18 protein-coding genes and 1 pseudogene are annotated in these 15,170 nt (G+C 46.3%); 16 read left to right on the top strand and 3 right to left on the bottom strand.

The genetic code is table 11. The annotated features are described in order from the left end of the window. Positions 1-7 precede the first annotated feature (7 nt). Positions 8-355 (top strand): YxeA family protein, encoded by a 348-nt coding sequence (locus CW370_RS12965; RefSeq protein WP_024572303.1) that lies wholly within the window; start codon positions 8-10, stop codon positions 353-355. Positions 356-395: 40 nt separating this feature from the next. Here the strand turns inward: CW370_RS12965 and CW370_RS12960 are convergent, their stop codons facing one another. After that, positions 396-1,361, bottom strand: a complete 966-nt coding sequence (locus tag CW370_RS12960; RefSeq protein ID WP_015385106.1) for an iron-hydroxamate ABC transporter substrate-binding protein — start codon at positions 1,359-1,361, stop codon at positions 396-398. A 177-nt stretch (positions 1,362-1,538) separates the two neighbouring features. Here CW370_RS12960 and CW370_RS12955 point away from each other — a divergent pair, with 177 nt between their 5' ends. Then, a complete protein-coding gene (locus CW370_RS12955) occupies positions 1,539-1,937 on the top strand; it encodes a hypothetical protein (RefSeq protein WP_003243293.1) in 399 nt (132 codons plus the stop codon). Between the two features lie 43 nt (positions 1,938-1,980). Here the strand turns inward: CW370_RS12955 and CW370_RS12950 are convergent, their stop codons facing one another. Together CW370_RS12950 and cotNE are read right to left on the bottom strand one after the other, a co-directional pair. Continuing rightward, entirely contained in the window at positions 1,981-2,334 is a 354-nt protein-coding gene (locus CW370_RS12950) for a hypothetical protein (protein WP_003236356.1), read from the bottom strand. Positions 2,335-2,580: 246 nt separating this feature from the next. Beyond that, positions 2,581-2,946 (bottom strand): inner spore coat protein CotNE, encoded by a 366-nt coding sequence (cotNE, locus tag CW370_RS12945; protein ID WP_003236354.1) that lies wholly within the window; start codon positions 2,944-2,946, stop codon positions 2,581-2,583. 88 nt (positions 2,947-3,034) lie between these two features. Between cotNE and CW370_RS12940 the strand changes: the two genes are divergently transcribed. The 14 genes and pseudogenes from CW370_RS12940 (at position 3,035) to CW370_RS12875 (ending at position 15,089) form a co-directional block, all read left to right on the top strand. Beyond that, positions 3,035-3,469 carry a DUF3255 family protein gene (locus CW370_RS12940; RefSeq protein WP_101169697.1) on the top strand — a complete coding sequence of 145 codons (435 nt, stop codon included), beginning with the start codon at positions 3,035-3,037 and terminating at the stop codon, positions 3,467-3,469. Next, positions 3,450-4,007 (top strand): hypothetical protein, encoded by a 558-nt coding sequence (locus CW370_RS12935; protein WP_101169696.1) that lies wholly within the window; start codon positions 3,450-3,452, stop codon positions 4,005-4,007. Before CW370_RS12940 ends, CW370_RS12935 begins: the two co-directional genes overlap by 20 nt. Before the next feature lie 39 nt (positions 4,008-4,046). Beyond that, a complete protein-coding gene (gene yidA, locus CW370_RS12930; protein WP_101169695.1) occupies positions 4,047-4,859 on the top strand; it encodes a sugar-phosphatase in 813 nt (270 codons plus the stop codon). Between the two features lie 154 nt (positions 4,860-5,013). Then, positions 5,014-6,000 carry a penicillin V amidase gene (gene yxeI / locus CW370_RS12925; RefSeq protein WP_024572308.1) on the top strand — a complete coding sequence of 329 codons (987 nt, stop codon included), beginning with the start codon at positions 5,014-5,016 and terminating at the stop codon, positions 5,998-6,000. After that, a pseudogene (locus CW370_RS12920) lies at positions 5,987-6,214 on the top strand (hypothetical protein). The gene yxeI and the pseudogene CW370_RS12920 overlap by 14 nt, the downstream one beginning before the upstream one ends. Before the next feature lie 185 nt (positions 6,215-6,399). Further along, on the top strand, positions 6,400-7,725 hold the full coding sequence (locus tag CW370_RS12915) for an LLM class flavin-dependent oxidoreductase (protein ID WP_101169693.1): 1,326 nt from the start codon (positions 6,400-6,402) through the stop codon (positions 7,723-7,725). Between the two features lie 13 nt (positions 7,726-7,738). Continuing rightward, positions 7,739-8,236, top strand: coding sequence for a sulfur-containing aminoacid acetyltransferase SnaB (gene snaB / locus CW370_RS12910; protein WP_014478464.1), 498 nt, complete (start codon positions 7,739-7,741; stop codon positions 8,234-8,236). Positions 8,237-8,260: 24 nt separating this feature from the next. Next, positions 8,261-9,055: an amino acid ABC transporter substrate-binding protein gene (locus CW370_RS12905; protein WP_101169692.1), complete on the top strand. Its 795-nt coding sequence runs from the start codon at positions 8,261-8,263 to the stop codon at positions 9,053-9,055. A gap of 22 nt (positions 9,056-9,077) precedes the next feature. Continuing rightward, entirely contained in the window at positions 9,078-9,752 is a 675-nt protein-coding gene (locus CW370_RS12900) for an amino acid ABC transporter permease (protein ID WP_003243465.1), read from the top strand. Positions 9,753-9,764: 12 nt separating this feature from the next. Then, complete coding sequence (locus CW370_RS12895) at positions 9,765-10,514, top strand: amino acid ABC transporter ATP-binding protein (protein WP_014478463.1); 750 nt, start codon at positions 9,765-9,767, stop codon at positions 10,512-10,514. Between the two features lie 16 nt (positions 10,515-10,530). Continuing rightward, a complete protein-coding gene (gene sndB / locus CW370_RS12890) occupies positions 10,531-11,673 on the top strand; it encodes an N-acetyl-sulfur-metabolite deacetylase SndB (protein WP_101169691.1) in 1,143 nt (380 codons plus the stop codon). After that, complete coding sequence (locus tag CW370_RS12885; RefSeq protein WP_101169690.1) at positions 11,670-13,007, top strand: MmgE/PrpD family protein; 1,338 nt, start codon at positions 11,670-11,672, stop codon at positions 13,005-13,007. Before sndB ends, CW370_RS12885 begins: the two co-directional genes overlap by 4 nt. 69 nt (positions 13,008-13,076) lie before the next feature. Further along, the gene (gene eutH, locus CW370_RS12880) at positions 13,077-14,189 is read left to right on the top strand and encodes an ethanolamine utilization protein EutH (RefSeq protein ID WP_101169689.1); all 1,113 of its coding nucleotides are present in this window, start codon (positions 13,077-13,079) and stop codon (positions 14,187-14,189) included. A gap of 72 nt (positions 14,190-14,261) precedes the next feature. Continuing rightward, entirely contained in the window at positions 14,262-15,089 is an 828-nt protein-coding gene (locus CW370_RS12875; RefSeq protein WP_015385093.1) for a DUF1206 domain-containing protein, read from the top strand. The last annotated feature ends 81 nt before the right edge of the window (positions 15,090-15,170 follow it).

Genomic DNA, 15,170 nt, shown 5'->3' with positions numbered 1-15,170 from the left:
TGCAAAGATGAAAAAAGCAATGGCAATCCTGGCCGTCTTGGCGGCTGCTGCCGTAATATGCGGGCTTCTCTTTTTTCATAACGATGTTACAGACAGATTTAATCCGTTTATTCACCAGCAAGATGTCTATGTGCAGATTGATCGAGATGGCAAACATCTTAGCCCAGGCGGTACTGAGTATACATTAGACGGATACAATGCATCCGGAAAAAAAGAAGAAGTGACCTTTTTCGCCGGCAAAGAGCTTCGGAAGAACGCGTATTTGAAGGTGAAGGCGAAAGGAAAGTATGTCGAGACTTGGGAAGAAGTCAAGTTTGAAGATATGCCGGACTTTGTACAGTCAAAATTAAAGTGAATCATAAAAAACGGCACAGCGTCATGACTGTGCCGTTTTTTTATTTTTTATTTTCTTCGGCCCGTTTGATCAGCATGTCGGTGATGATATCCACCTGTTTGCTGACAGAAATCGGGTCGTACGGGTAGAACGTGTCAAAGTCATTGATAAACACGCGATTATGTTTAACAGCGTCAAGGTTCTTCCAAATAGAGGAATTCTCCAGCTTGTCGAGTGTTTTGCTTTCGCCTTTCGGGTTGTAATCCGTAATGAACATATAATCTGCGGCATACTCAGGAATAACCTCTTGAGAGAGCTGTTTCATCTCTCCTTTTTTGATGACATCTTGCTCAATTTTTTCAGGCGCTTTTAACCCAAGTGCATTGTATACAGCTTGGCCGCCGCGTCCGCCATTGTCATTGAACACCCAGAATTCGCCCTTGTCTGTGTTTTCATAAATGCCGAAGGTCGCATCTTTGTCGATGACGCCGGCAATTTTCTTTTTAGCTGTTTCCGCTTTTTTGTTAAAGTCAGCCATAAATGATTTTGCTTTGTCTTTCGCTCCGGCGATATCTCCGAACATGCTGACTGTGTCCTCTACGTTTTTCGCTGTGTTATAAGGTATGACAACAGTCGGAGCGATTTTCTTTAATTTATCAACATTCTCTTCATTCATGACAACAATTAAGTCAGGCTGAAGCTCCATCACTTTTTCAACGCTGATTGGATCACCGACATCCTTCACATTTTTCAGCTTTGATTTTAAAAACGGATTATCAAATGACCATGAGCCTGAGCCGACCACATTGGCCCCGACAGACAGCAATTCACCGGCATAAAAATCAGTGACGATGCGTTTCGGATGTGCAGGAATGTTGACGTTCCCTTTTGGTGATTTGTATGTTCTCATTTCTGTTTTTTCGGAAGCAGAATCGCTTGAGCTCCCTTTAGAAGCCGTGCCGCTGCAAGCGCTGACAAACATGAGAAGCAGCACAAGCATGCCCACGAGCAATATGTTCTTTTTCATCAAGAACCCTCCCACTATGTATCTCAATAGATTAGTAATGATTATCATTATCAATTAATAATATAGCAAGAAACCTGTTCTCCGTCTATCACTATTTTTAAGGGAGAAAGTTTTTCCCGTTTATGGGTGACGCGGTATGCCTAATCGATTATTATAGGTAAATAGGAGGAGAAAAATATGGGAATTACAAAAAGAGGTGCCGCTTGGGAATGGCTGCATAGCTGGTGGATGCTGTTTATTTTCATGCCTTTTGCCATTACCAGTTTTTTTGCCTTTTTATTTATTGGCATCAAGGTTAGAAATAGAAAGTGGATCATGTACGGCATCATTTATTTTTTCATTTTTGCGTTTGGTTTTGTTTTGCCTGATCTGCCCGGTGTTTTTATTGTGGTCCCGTTATGGGCGGTAACCATTATTCATGGATTTAAAGTGCGCCCGCTGTATTTGATTCAGCTGGATGTCTACAAAGATCATGTGGAGGCGCGGGCTTTTGCCGAGGCAAGAAGTGAAGCCGAGAGCAGATTTCATGCACCGAAACAGTCTATTCAGGATATACATATTCGCAAAGAACAGTAAGAAAAAAAGCTCAACACTCGCATTGTGTTGAGCTTTTTATATGTTACTGCTGGTAGGATTGCTGCTGAAATGGCGTGTTTTGGCCGAATGGAAGTGTAGACACATTCGTATTCATGACGCTGGATTGTCCAGTAAGTTCCTGTTGCATTTGATTGCACATGTTGACAACCTGCTGGCACTTTTGAATCGCCATGTCATGCCCGTGCAGTGCTTGCTGAATGGTATGTGCAGCTTGTTGTTCGTGGTTTAGAATCTGCTGCAGCATTTGGATGTTTTGCTGTTCCTGATGAAGCATTTGGCGATATTGCTGGCTGCTTTGCTGTGTTTGCTGAATGAGCTGCTGAGCAGTTTGGCGGCATTGGTTCAGCTGCTGCAAGCCGTGTTGTGTATTATGCATGAATGATCCCTCCATGTATCGATTGACGTGAGTCGGTATTATCATGCAACTTGAATGAAAAGAAATTCCGTCAAAGAGGAACTACAATTATTTTCCTCAGCCCCTCTATCTTTGAATGAAAACGGTAAAGATTGTATACTGGGTACAAACCCTTTTTATGTAAATGTTCCGTTTTAACATATAAGAATTGCGGAAAACGAAACCCTGAAATGGGAGAATCGTATTCCGCTTTTTTTCTTTGTTTGCTCAGAAACCGCCTTCCCCTGCAGTAAATGGGATATTCAGCCTGTTTTCTACTGTGCGGAGGCGCTGATTGAGCCGATTTAGGCGGCGTGTATGGCGTTCAACAGCCTGGCTTAGCTGATTGACCTGTTCGGCAATCCGTGCAATTTCCCGATTTTGACGGCGGTCTTCGTTTGTCAGACGGGTTAATTCTCTTGACTGCTGTTCATTTTGCCGTTCAAGTGCTGCGATTCTTCTTTCCAATGCCGGCTGTCTGTCCATTTGGTATGGATCGTATACATCCTGCTGCGGATAAGAATTGTACTCATAGTGGCTATAGTAAGGTTCCTGCTGAGGCAGCTGAGGGCTGTAATATTGATAAGGGTTCATGTGATCAGTCTCCTTGTGGGTGAATTCCTTATAACTTATGTAGTCATTGGCACAGTGGCACGGCATTCGCCCAAAAAAGGAGGAAAGAATGGTGAGCCCCTTGAGAAACAAATATGGCATTTTGTTTTTAATTGCTGTATGCATCATGGTATCGGGCTGCCAGCAGCAAAAAGAAGAGACGCCGTTTTATTACGGAACGTGGGATGAGGGGCGTGCCCCCGGGCCAACGGACGGTGTGAAATCAGCAACAGTCACATTTACCGAAGACGAGGTTGTGGAAACGGAAGTGATGGAAGGAAGAGGAGAGGTACAGCTGCCTTTTATGGCATACAAGGTGATTTCCCAAAGCACTGACGGGTCTATCGAGATTCAGTACCTCGGCCCCTATTATCCGCTCAAAAGCACGCTGATAAGAGGAGAAAACGGGACGTTGATATGGAAGCAAAATGGCCAGACAAAAACGATGACAAGAATCGAGTCAAAGGCCGGCAGGGAGGAGAAAGATGAGAAATCAAAAAGCTGAAAGACTGGTGGCAGCGGGGCTTGTTTTACATATTATTCAGTGGATATTTATATTAGGGGCTTTTCTCAAAGTCAAACAGTTATTTAGTGACTATACGATCTATAACCCTAATGTCATCAGCGGATCGATGCAGTCCTTATCGTTTATACAAATGATGCGCGCTATGATGTACTCAGGGGCAATCGTGAATTATGTTTTGTTTTTTGCCCTTGTATTGCTGATTTATGGCATAGCGCTTCATGCCATCCTGATCGTTCTGGAAATGGCGGCTTACGTCATGATCAGGCGGAATCCATCATCTTCATGGGGGTTCTTTTTAATCGCTGCGGGTGTGAAGCTTGCCATCTTGAATATAACCGGCATTCCATTTTTAGCTGCCGGCTTTCTGCTGATGAAACAGAAAAAAGCAGAAAACGGCGTCAAGGCAGAAAGAAAGCGGAAACCGCGCTTGCGTATCCGAAGACAAGGGCGGCGTCTAAATAGAATTCGGAGAAAACCATCTCTTCCGGTTGAATATCAAAAAGAAAAAACGATATGATGGGACTATAGCCTGAAAACGACATGAAGGAGATGCAGGATGTACAAACTAATTGCAATTGATATGGATGGAACACTTTTAAATGATCATCATGAAGTAACAGAGGAGGTCCGCGACGCCCTTCACGCGGCAAAAGCGGAAGGTGTCAAAATTGTGCTTTGCACCGGCCGGCCTATCGGGGGTGTGCAGAGATATTTAGATGAACTGAATTTAATTGAAGAAGGCGACTATGTTATTGCGTATAATGGAGCGCTTGTTCAAAATACGCATACAAATGAAGTGGTCTCGGAGCTGTCTCTCGGTTATGATGATTTGGCTTCATTATATGACCTGAGCTTAGAGCTGAAGACGCCGATGCATTTCTTTGACTCATCTAATCTGTATACGCCTAACCGGGATATTAGCGAATTTACCGTATACGAATCCTATGTGACACAGGTGCCGCTTCATTTCCGCAAGATTGACGAGGTGCCAAAAGATATCCTCATCCCGAAAGTGATGTTTATTGATAAACCGGAGAACTTAAGCCGCGTCATTACATCGATTTCAAAAGACGTGAGAGAAAAATATACAATGGTCAGAAGTGCGCCTTTCTTTTATGAAATTCTGCACCCGGAAGCCAGCAAAGGAAATGCTGTACGCCAGCTGGCTCAGCTGCTTGGAATTGAACAGGCGGAAGTCATGTGCATAGGCGACAATGGGAACGACCTGACAATGATCGAATGGGCGGGCTGCGGGGTTGCCATGGCAAACGCCATCCCAGAAGTATTGGAAGCCGCAAACTTTCAAACACGCTCCAATAATGAACATGGTGTTGCGCATGCGATTCACGAGCTTGTTTTGGCTAAATAATAAAAAATCCAGCCTTCTAAAGGCTGGATTTTTTCGTTTTATTTGATGTAATGTCAATTCTTTGACGAACCGATTTGACTTTCGTTATGCTGATAAAACCAATTCGTTCACAATATGTATGATATTAATCTGAATTGAAAAGGGGACTGATCAAATGTGCACAAGTCTTACATTGGAAACTGCTGACCGTAAACATGTATTAGCGAGAACAATGGATTTTGCATTTCAGCTGGGGACAGAGGTGATTCTCTATCCGCGCCGTTACAGTTGGAATAGTGAAGCTGACGGAAAGGCCCATCAGACACAGTACGCATTTATCGGTATGGGAAGAAAACTTGGTAATATTTTATTTGCAGACGGCGTTAATGAAAACGGTTTATCGTGTGCTGCACTTTATTTTCCGGGCTATGCGGAGTACGAAAAAACGATACGGGAAGATACCGTTCACATTGCCCCGCATGAGTTTGTGACATGGGTGCTGTCAGTCTGTAAGTCTTTGGAAGACGTAAAAGAAAAGATTCGATCTTTAACGATTGTAGAGAAAAAATTAGATCTATTGGATACAGTTTTACCGCTTCACTGGATATTGTCAGACCGGACGGGCCGAAGCCTGACGATAGAACCGAGAGCAGACGGCCTCAAAGTCTATGATAATCAACCTGGTGTCATGACGAACAGCCCCGACTTTATATGGCATGTAACCAATCTGCAGCAATATACAGGAATCAGACCGAAGCAATTAGAGAGCAAAGAGATGGGCGGATTAGCCCTTTCTGCTTTTGGCCAAGGCTTAGGAACTGTTGGTCTGCCGGGGGATTATACACCGCCTTCCCGGTTTGTCAGAGCTGTTTATTTGAAAGAACATCTAGAGCCGGCGGCCGATGAAACGAAAGGTGTAACAGCCGCTTTTCAAATTTTGGCAAATATGACGATACCAAAGGGCGCAGTGATAACGGAAGAAGACGAAATTCATTATACGCAATATACTTCCGTGATGTGCAACGAAACTGGAAACTACTATTTCCACCACTATGACAATCGGCAAATCCAAAAAGTAAATTTATTTCATGAAGACCTTGACTGTTTGGAGCCTAAAGTGTTTTCCGCTAAAGCAGAAGAGAGTATTCATGAGCTTAATTAATTCACATCAATCAGCTGATTCCGGTTTGAATATCTGGAGTCAGCTGTTTTTTTATACAATCGTTACGGCGTCTGAATGGATAGGCGGTTTGCAAAAGCGAAGAAAAGGCAAAGGAAATGGCGAAATCTTATATGAAATTCTTGGATGAAAACTGAGTCTTTGCTTCATTAGACTCAGTTTTCTTGCCGATATAGAGGTTGCACTAGTTGAATGAATCAATGCCGTTCCATCATGGTCACGCAAGGGTCTTTTCGCTTGAATAGAAAAAATTAATCTTAACTCATTGACAAACGTCCAAGACAAAGGTACATTTTGATTTATTCATATTAAACGACTAGGAATATAGGAGTTTATTTTTCGGATTATTCAGCCTAAAAACATGATAAAAGGAGTATCGTCATGACAAGCAAAAAGAAACAAATCAAATTAGGGGTATTTTTAGCAGGTACAGGCCATCACGTCGCGTCTTGGCGGCACCCGGACGCGCCGTCAGATGCGAGCATGAATTTGGATTATTTTAAAGAGCTTGCGAAAACAGCGGAGCGAGGCAAGCTTGATATGCTGTTTTTAGCGGACAGCCTTTCGATTGACAGCAAATCACACCCAAATGTATTAACAAGGTTTGAGCCATTCACCCTGCTCTCTGCTTTGGCGCAGGTCACATCAAAAATCGGACTGACAGCAACAGCCTCCACTACATACAGCGAGCCATTCCATATTGCCAGACAGTTTGCGTCATTGGATCATTTGTCCAACGGCCGTGCCGGATGGAACGTCGTCACTTCATCTATTGAATCAACAGCGCTGAATTTCAGCGGTGAAAAGCACCTTGAACACCATTTGCGCTATCAGCGGGCAGAGGAATTTGTCGAGGTTGTAAAGGGGCTTTGGGATTCATGGGAAGAGGACGCCTTTATCCGTAATAAAGAAACGGGTGAATTCTTTGACAAAGAAAAAATGCACGAGCTGAACCACAAAGGAGAATATTTCTCGGTTCGCGGACCTCTGAACGTTTCAAGAACGCCGCAGGGCCAGCCGGTCATTATCCAGGCAGGATCATCAGGAGACGGAAAAGCGTTGGCTGCCAGAACAGCAGAAGTGATCTTCACAGCACAAAACCACCTGGAATCAGCTCAGGAATTTTATCAATCCATTAAAGAACAGGCAGCGGAATTCGGACGTGATCCAGAAAAAATTGCCATCATGCCGGGTATTTTCCCAATCATTGCCGATACAGAAGAAGCAGCGCAAGCCAAATACAAGGAGCTTCAAGGTCTGATTATCCCATCTGTCGGTCTGCAAATTCTCCAAAATTACTTAGGCGGAATTGATTTGTCGGCATATCCGCTTGATGGGCCGCTGCCGAAGCTTGACGCAGAAGCTTCTAATGCGGTGAAGAGCCGCTTCAAGCTTGTTCAGGAAATGGCTGAACGGGACAATATGACGATACGAGAGCTTTACAAATACGTTGCAGGCTCCAGAGGCCACCATATCTTCGTCGGCACGCCGGAGCAGCTCGCCGACAAGATGCAGGAATGGATGGATAAGAAAGCGTGTGACGGGTTTAACATCATGCCTCCGCTTCTTCCAGAAGGAATTGAAGTGTTTGTTGATCAAGTAGTTCCGATTTTACAGGAGCGCGGCGTGTTCAGAAAAGAATATGAAGGCACAACATTACGAGAGCACTTCGGTTTGGAAAAGCCGGTAAACCGCTATGCAAAGTAAGGAGGAACGCTAGATGAAGCCACAATATCGCCTTGCAGTTGAACGTGATGCTGAACAGCTCCTCGCGCTGACATTGCGGGCTTATGAACCGATTCGAAAGCTTGGCATTCGTTTTGCTGCTGCTCATGCGGATTTAGATTTGGTGCTGCAAAATATTCGGAAAAACGCTTGCTACGTCATGGAAGAAGACGGGCGGATCATCGCGACCATCACCTTGAGAATGCCTTGGGGAAAACAGCCGGGACCGTATGGCGTTCCGCATATCTGGTGGTTCGCTGTGGACCCCGACACCGGTAAAAAAGGAATCGGAACAAAGCTGCTTCAATGGCTGGAGGAAACAATCCTTCGCGATACGTTAAAGGTTCCGTTTGTCTCACTCGGAACAGCGGATAAGCATCCGTGGCTGATAGAGATGTACGAACGAAAAGGGTATGTCCGCTCAGGTGAACAAGACCTTGGAAAAGGGCATATCACAGTCTATATGAAAAAACAATTGCGACATGATCTATAAAAAAAGAAAAGGCGGGAAAATCAAATGAAAATGAAAAAATGGATTGTGCTGGTCGTTGCTGCATTATTAGCGGTGCTCTCAGCTTGCGGCAATGGAAACAGCAGCAGTAAAGAGGATGACAATGTGCTTCATGTCGGTGCGACAGGACAAAGTTACCCATTTGCTTATAAAGAAAACGGAAAGCTGACAGGTTTTGACGTGGAAGTGATGGAAGCGGTCGCTAAGAAAATTGACATGAAACTGGACTGGAAGCTGCTTGAATTCAGCGGGCTGATGGGGGAGCTTCAAACAGGCAAGCTTGATACCATTTCAAACCAGGTAGCTGTGACAGACGAACGTAAGGAAACGTATAACTTTACGAAACCATACGCTTATGCGGGAACACAGATTGTCGTCAAAAAAGACAATACAGACATCAAATCAGTAGACGATTTGAAAGGCAAGACAGTCGCAGCCGTTCTCGGTTCAAACCACGCGAAAAACCTTGAAAGCAAAGATCCTGATAAAAAAATCAATATCAAAACGTATGAAACACAAGAGGGTACGCTGAAGGATGTTGCGTACGGCCGTGTAGACGCTTATGTCAACAGCCGAACTGTATTGATCGCGCAAATCAAGAAGACCGGTTTGCCATTAAAGCTTGCAGGAGATCCGATTGTTTACGAACAGGTTGCATTCCCATTTGCCAAGGACGATGCGCACGACAAGCTCCGCAAAAAAGTCAATAAGGCGCTAGATGAATTGCGTAAAGACGGAACACTGAAAAAACTCTCTGAAAAATACTTTAATGAAGATATCACAGTAGAACAGAAGCATTAAGAAACGGCGGTGACTCACCAGAATGAACACGATTGATTGGGAATTCATGATATCAGCGTTCCCGACTTTAATTCAGGCCCTTCCGATCACGTTGTTTATGGCCATAGCGGCTATGATTTTTGCCATTATCGGAGGACTTATTCTCGCACTCATTACAAAGAACAAAATTCCAGTGCTTCATCAGCTGTCAAAGCTGTATATATCCTTTTTCCGAGGCGTGCCGACACTGGTGCAGCTGTTCTTAATCTATTACGGGCTGCCGCAGCTGTTTCCAGAGATGAGCAAAATGACAGCTCTCACAGCTGCCATCATCGGGTTAAGCTTAAAAAATGCAGCATATTTGGCAGAAATCTTCCGGGCCGCCCTCAATTCTGTTGATGACGGGCAGCTGGAGGCGTGCCTGTCTGTCGGTATGACAAAATTTCAGGCATACAGACGGATTATTTTGCCGCAAGCGATCCGAAATGCGATTCCGGCAACGGGCAATACATTTATCGGGCTCCTGAAAGAAACGTCACTGGCCTTTACATTAGGGGTCATGGAGATGTTCGCCCAAGGGAAGATGTACGCTTCAGGAAACCTCAAATATTTTGAGACGTACTTGGCGGTTGCGATCGTCTATTGGGTTCTTACCATTATCTACAGCATTTTGCAGGACTTGTTTGAACGTGCCATGAGCAAGCCATACCGGACTTAGAGGTGAAATCAGTTGATAACAGTAAAAAATATTCGCAAAGCGTTTAAAGATCTCGTCGTGCTCGACGGAATCGATCTAGAAGTGAAACGCGGAGAAGTGGTGGCAATCATCGGTCCGTCCGGTTCCGGAAAATCAACGCTTCTCCGGTGCTTAAATCTATTAGAGCGTCCGGATCAAGGACTTATTGAAATCGGAGAAGCCAAACTGAATGCGGAAAAGTTTACACGCAAGGAAGCACATCGGCTTCGCCAGCAAACGGCCATGGTCTTTCAAAACTACAATCTGTTTAAAAATAAAACGGCTCTGCAAAACATTACAGAAGCTTTAATCGTGGCTCAACATAAACCACGCGACGAAGCGAAACGTATTGGAATGGAGATTCTGAAACAAGTCGGTCTGGAGCATAAGGCTGACAGCTATCCGATCACAATGTCCGGCGGCCAGCAGCAACGAATCGGCATCGCCCGGGCGCTTGCGGTCAATCCGCATGCGATTTTGCTGGATGAACCAACTTCAGCGCTTGACCCTGAGCTCGTCACAGGGGTGCTTCAGGTCATCAAGTCCATTGCGGAAAAGCAAACAACGATGATCATTGTTACACACGAAATGGCGTTTGCAAAAGAGGTCGCTGATAAAGTGATTTTTATGGCAGACGGCCATATTATCGAGCAGGGAACGCCAGAAGAACTGTTTGACCATCCGAAAAACGAACGGACGAAACGATTTATCAAGCAGGTGGGAGAGCCTGCAGAGCTTATATAAGAAGGGGAGAAGAACAATGGCCGACACAGCGTTTCATACCCGTTTAATCAATATGCGGCGTGATCTTCATGAACATCCTGAGCTGTCATTTCAAGAGGTTGAAACGACGAAAAAAATCCGCCGCTGGCTTGAGGAGGAGCAAATCGAAATACTTGATGTTCCTCAATTGGAGACTGGCGTGATTGCAGAAATCAAAGGACGGGAAGACGGCCCCGTGATAGCAATACGAGCGGATATTGACGCGCTCCCGATCCAAGAACAGACGAATCTCCCGTTTGCATCTAAGGTTGATGGCACAATGCATGCGTGCGGACACGATTTTCATATTGCTTCTATTATTGGCACAGCGATGTTGCTGAATCAAAGAAGGGCCGAGCTGAAAGGTACAGTCCGCTTTATCTTTCAGCCGGCAGAAGAAATCGCCGCAGGAGCAAGAAAGGTCATAGAAGCTGGCGTACTTGATGGCGTTTCCGCGATTTTCGGCATGCACAATAAGCCGGATCTGCCTGTCGGGACCATTGGTGTAAAGGAAGGTCCGCTCATGGCAAGTGTTGACCGGTTTGAGATCGTCATCAAAGGGAAAGGCGGACACGCCGGCATCCCGAATAACAGTATTGATCCAATCGCTGCAGCCGGGCAAATCATCAGCGGGCTGCAATCTGTGGTCAGCCGCAATATCAGCTCACTGCAAAACGCAGTCGTCAGTATCACAAGAGTACAGGCGGGCACGTCGTGGAACGTGATTCCAGACCAAGCTGAAATGGAGGGGACGGTTCGAACCTTTCAAAAAGAAGCGAGGCAGGCTGTTCCGGAGCATATGAGACGAGTGGCTGAAGGAATTGCAGCGGGCTATGGGGCACAAGCAGAATTCAAGTGGTTTCCTTATTTGCCTTCCGTTCAGAATGACGGCACATTTTTGAATGCGGCATCCGAAGCTGCGGCACGGCTTGGCTATCAAACCGTTCACGCTGAGCAGTCTCCGGGCGGAGAAGACTTCGCTCTGTATCAAGAGAAGATTCCGGGATTTTTTGTCTGGATGGGAACGAACGGGACGGAGGAGTGGCATCATCCGGCCTTTACACTGGATGAAGAAGCCCTTACGGTTGCCTCTCAATACTTTGCGGAGCTGGCGGTTATTGTATTGGAGACCATCAAATGAGCAAACAAGGGCTGACAGCAGGTCTTGCAGAGGCTGTGAGAGCGTCACAACCTGAGCATTCAGTTGACGCGATTCACGAAGCAAAAAAAGGATTACTTGATTTTACTGCCGCTTCATTCGCAGGAAGAGAAGATAAAGGAATTCAAAAGCTCCTCCGTCTGATAGAGGATGAAGGAGGCCGGCCCCTTGTTCCTGTTATCGGACAGGGCAAAAAGGCCGCGCCATTACAATCCGCGATGCTCAATGGATTTATCGCCCATGCATTGGATTTTGATGATGTCCACTCCGATGTAAGAGGACACCCCAGTGCAGTCATCGTACCGGCCCTTATTGCTTCTGCCGCTCGCGGACATGACGAGCGGCTTCTTGGCGCTTATGTTGTTGGTGTTGAAGTGATGGCACGGCTGGGAGAATCAATTGGCAGCCGCCACTATGAGAAGGGCTGGCATAATACAGGAACGCTTGGTGCCATCGCTGCTGCCTGCGCCGTAGGTTATGCTGAGGAGCTGACTCAGGAAAAGCTGGAAAAAGCAATTGGTTTTGCGGCTACGCAATCTGCTGGGATGAGGGTGCAATTTGGAACAGAAATGAAACCGCTGCACGCCGGTCTGGCGGCTCAGGCTGGCTTGCTGGCCGTTAAGCTGGCCCAATCAGAATTTGGCGGGTCCCGCACGGCACTTGATGGAGAAACTGGTTTCTTCAGTCTGTACGGTGACGTTGAAAAAGCACAACATACTTTGCTAAACGATTGGGGGGCACCGTGGAGAATTGTGCAGCCGGGTCTATGGTTTAAAATCTATCCATTTTGTTCCGCGGCACACCATGCTGCAGATGCGGTACGACAGCTTATCTCCGAAGAAACCATTTCTGCTGCCAATACCGAACGTATTGAAGTGATTTTTCCGCCAGGCGGAGATGCTGCATTGACGGAAAGATCTCCGAAAACTGGAGAGGAAGGCCGTTTCAGCGTTGAATATGTGATTGCTCTTGCTTTGCATGGACACGACCTGACCGTTGAACATTTCAACAGCCAGCCGATCCCAAACGGCATTCAAACGACAATAGGGCATATTCAGCGCGTATATGACAATGCTACTCAGCCGGCTCCCCATGCCGTTCCAAAAGGCCGTTTCACGATTGTCCGGGCCTATTTATCAGACGGCCGGATTTGCGAAGCGCGTGTGGACTGCCCAAAAGGGGCGCCAGGAAATAAGCTGTCTGAAGAAGACATAATAGAAAAATTGACATTAACGGTCCCGCAAGAAAAAGCGCGGAGCATCATAACAGCCGTTGAAAAAGCCGATATAAAAGAATTTTTAGCTCATATTGAATAAGATCAACTCTATTCGGTGATTTCAGATGATATGATCAAACCAATCATACGTTTGAAAAAGGAGAAAACCATGACGGTGAATGACGCGGTTGTATTCATTTTGGCTGCCTTTTTACTATGGGGAGCGGCGGATTATTGTTTGGGAAACAGATGGGGGCTAGGCGAGCGGTTTGCGGACGGCTTTAAGGCTATGGGGCCGCTGGCGCTGTCCATGATCGGAATTGTGTCGCTGGCGCCCGTGCTGGCAGCAATCCTGATTCCCATTGTTGCTCCGTTTTATACAGCGATTGGCGCGGACCCTTCTTCTTTTGCGAACACCATTTTGGCGATTGATATGGGAGGATATGCGCTGGCTGGAGAAATGGCGAAAGATCCGGAGGCCGGGCTGTTTTCATGGGTGTTTTTAGGAACAATGATGGGGCCGACAATCGTCTTCACGATTCCCGTCGCTCTTGGCATCATCGAAATAGAGGATCATCCGTATTTTGCGAAAGGCATATTAATCGGGCTATGCACAGTGCCGATCGGTTGTTTCATCGGCGGATTATGCGCGGGCTTTGACATCGGCATGATAGGTAAAAACCTTCTGATCCCGAGTCTGTTATCTGCTGTGATCGCTTTTGGGTTATGGCGGTATACCGACAGTATGATTCGGTTGTTTCATCTCTTCGGGAAAGCGGTCAGTGTGGTTGCGATTATCGGGCTTGCGGCTGTCTCCGTTGAAACGCTGACAGGCATTGTGCTGATTCCGGGAATGGAGAATGTCGAGACAGGGATACAAACGACAGGGACCATTGCCATTGCTCTGGCAGGGGCGTTTCCGATGACGGCTTTTATTACAAAAACCTTTAAAAAACCGCTACAGGCCCTGGGGAAATGCCTTCATTTAGATGAGACAGCAACAGCAGGCTTGGTGACCTCTTTGGCGCACCATATCCCAATGCTGGCTTCATTAAAGGATATGACGCCGAGAGGAAAGGTCATCAATGTCGCGTTTGCGGTCAGCGGCGCTTTTGTACTCGGCAGCCACCTCGGTTTTGTGGCTGGAATGAAAAAAGAAATGGCGGCGGCCATGATCATTGGAAAATTAGCAGGCGGAGTCACAGCTGCCGCAGCGGCTGCTTGGATGACACCTGCACAATCAGCTAATCAGCAAAAACGTATCTCAGCCGGCCATAGCTGAGGCAGAAGCTGTTTCAACTTTGTCCAATCGGGAATGTTACAGTAAAGATTTCTGTGAAAGAGGGTTGGACACATGGCGGTGAAAGACCGGTACATGTCAAAAATAAAACAGGAAACCAAGCCTTGGATCAAACGATTCGGGAGGCTTGGTTATTTTGCATTCGGCGGCGTTTTTATTCTGCTTGGGGTTTTGGCCTTTATGACGGCTGCCGGGGCAGGCCGCGCGAAAGATTCGAGCGGAGCGCTCCAAACGCTATCACGCATGCCGTATGGGTCACTATTGCTTTTTTTAATAGGTATTGGCCTTATCGGCTATGTGATCTGGATGGTGTTAAGCGCGATCAAGGACACGGAGGGGCACGGAAATAGCAGGCGAGGCTTGTCACGGAGAATAGGAAACTTTTTCAGTGCCGCCGTTTACACATCCATCGCTTGGAATGCCTTGCGATTTGTGTTTGGCCAAGGGGACGGCGGCACTTCAGAACAGACGTGGTCCGCTTATGTATTGGCGCAGCCATTCGGCCAATGGCTCACAGGGCTTACGGGTGCGGGTTTTATCGTATTTGCGATTGTTCAATTTATGAAAGGTGTTCGGGCTGCTTTTATGAAAGAATTTGATACGTCAAAAATGAACAAACAAATGATATGCATCACGAAAAACACCGGACGCGCAGGCAATATCGCCCGGGCCATTATTTTCTCTGCTATCGGCTATTTTCTCATCAAGACAGCCATGACCGCTGATCCCGACGACACAAGAGGCTTTGACGGTGCGCTCGCCGAACTCGCGCAGCAGCCGCATGGCAAATTGATTCTGTCTATATTGGCATTAGGCCTGATCCTATATGGAATGTACGCCATTATGAAAGGCATTTATCAGCATATGACCTGGGAGAAGTAAGCTCTGGGCAGGTCCGCGCCCAGAGCGTTTTTCAGTTTCTTAGAAATCAGGTGGATGAAAGCCGGCGCCAGCCTGTATAAT

Source organism: Bacillus sp. SN32 (assembly GCF_002837495.1).
Taxonomy (GTDB): Bacteria; Bacillota; Bacilli; order Bacillales; family Bacillaceae; genus Bacillus; species Bacillus subtilis.
The sequence above is the reverse complement of the archived record's forward strand: the minus strand, read 5'-3'. Positions and strand labels throughout refer to the sequence as shown.

Coding starts and splice junctions, on each gene's coding strand:
- sndB (WP_101169691.1), top strand. CDS start 10,531: ATGGCCGACACAGCGTTTCATACCCGTTTAATCAATATGCGGCGTGAT.
- CW370_RS12905 (WP_101169692.1), top strand. CDS start 8,261: ATGAAAATGAAAAAATGGATTGTGCTGGTCGTTGCTGCATTATTAGCG.
- snaB (WP_014478464.1), top strand. CDS start 7,739: ATGAAGCCACAATATCGCCTTGCAGTTGAACGTGATGCTGAACAGCTC.
- yxeI (WP_024572308.1), top strand. CDS start 5,014: ATGTGCACAAGTCTTACATTGGAAACTGCTGACCGTAAACATGTATTA.
- CW370_RS12935 (WP_101169696.1), top strand. CDS start 3,450: ATGAGAAATCAAAAAGCTGAAAGACTGGTGGCAGCGGGGCTTGTTTTA.
- eutH (WP_101169689.1), top strand. CDS start 13,077: ATGACGGTGAATGACGCGGTTGTATTCATTTTGGCTGCCTTTTTACTA.
- yidA (WP_101169695.1), top strand. CDS start 4,047: ATGTACAAACTAATTGCAATTGATATGGATGGAACACTTTTAAATGAT.
- CW370_RS12965 (WP_024572303.1), top strand. CDS start 8: ATGAAAAAAGCAATGGCAATCCTGGCCGTCTTGGCGGCTGCTGCCGTA.
- CW370_RS12940 (WP_101169697.1), top strand. CDS start 3,035: ATGGTGAGCCCCTTGAGAAACAAATATGGCATTTTGTTTTTAATTGCT.
- CW370_RS12960 (WP_015385106.1), bottom strand. CDS start 1,361: ATGAAAAAGAACATATTGCTCGTGGGCATGCTTGTGCTGCTTCTCATG.
- CW370_RS12900 (WP_003243465.1), top strand. CDS start 9,078: ATGAACACGATTGATTGGGAATTCATGATATCAGCGTTCCCGACTTTA.
- cotNE (WP_003236354.1), bottom strand. CDS start 2,946: ATGAACCCTTATCAATATTACAGCCCTCAGCTGCCTCAGCAGGAACCT.
- CW370_RS12885 (WP_101169690.1), top strand. CDS start 11,670: ATGAGCAAACAAGGGCTGACAGCAGGTCTTGCAGAGGCTGTGAGAGCG.
- CW370_RS12950 (WP_003236356.1), bottom strand. CDS start 2,334: ATGCATAATACACAACACGGCTTGCAGCAGCTGAACCAATGCCGCCAA.
- CW370_RS12915 (WP_101169693.1), top strand. CDS start 6,400: ATGACAAGCAAAAAGAAACAAATCAAATTAGGGGTATTTTTAGCAGGT.
- CW370_RS12875 (WP_015385093.1), top strand. CDS start 14,262: ATGGCGGTGAAAGACCGGTACATGTCAAAAATAAAACAGGAAACCAAG.
- CW370_RS12955 (WP_003243293.1), top strand. CDS start 1,539: ATGGGAATTACAAAAAGAGGTGCCGCTTGGGAATGGCTGCATAGCTGG.